Source organism: Amycolatopsis thailandensis, from assembly GCF_002234405.1.
Lineage (GTDB): Bacteria > Actinomycetota > Actinomycetes > Mycobacteriales > Pseudonocardiaceae > Amycolatopsis > Amycolatopsis thailandensis.
Genome location: NZ_NMQT01000354.1, coordinates 1 through 663, shown reverse-complemented (window position 1 = coordinate 663; position 663 = coordinate 1). Strand labels below are relative to the sequence as shown.

General features: G+C 64.7%; 1 pseudogene. It reads left to right on the top strand.

Features of this window, described 5'->3' with window-relative positions:
• Positions 1 to 338 precede the first annotated feature (338 nt).
• Positions 339 to 663: pseudogene (locus CFP71_RS42845) on the top strand (ThiF family adenylyltransferase); the annotation flags it as partial.

The window sequence follows — 663 nt, the reverse complement described above, 5'->3', positions numbered from 1 at the left end:
CGTCTCCGCTCATCCCACCTGGTGATCACCTGCCTGTGACCTCTGCCACAGCCGGCGCAGGACAGTGCTTTGACCGGGAAACGATCCGGCACACCATCGGGTGGGAATTCCGGCGGGCTTCATCAGATCCGAGTACGCCATTGTGACGGATTGTCGATCACCGCGACGGTAAACGATTGCCACACCCGCTCGTGCGGATGCCTTGTCGCGACGCACATCTGCTGACGCTCGGTTGCCACGCTGCTACAGTCCGAAGTGGTTCGAATTCCTCCGAATTTTCGGGCCGTCCCCACGATTATCGCGCCGACTTCCGGCATTTTCCCCAGAAAAGGCATCACTTGACGGATCTCAACCCTCCGTGGAACGTGACCGCGTTCCTCGGGGCCGACCCCTGCCTGCTCGACTCCGTGCGCGAACTCCGCGCCCGGATCCTGTTCGACCGCGGCCGGCGGCCGGCTTTTCGCCGGGCTGACGGTTCACACGCCGACGATCAGGACCTCGACTTCGGGGCCTGGCATTTCGTCGCCCGGCAGCGGCCGGACGGCCCGCCGCTCGGTTACATCCGGCTTTCCACCCCCGCCACCGGCGACAGCTTCCAGTCCCGGACCTACCTCGGCACCGAGCGGTACGAGGAATTGCTTGCCGCACAAGGCATCGATCCGG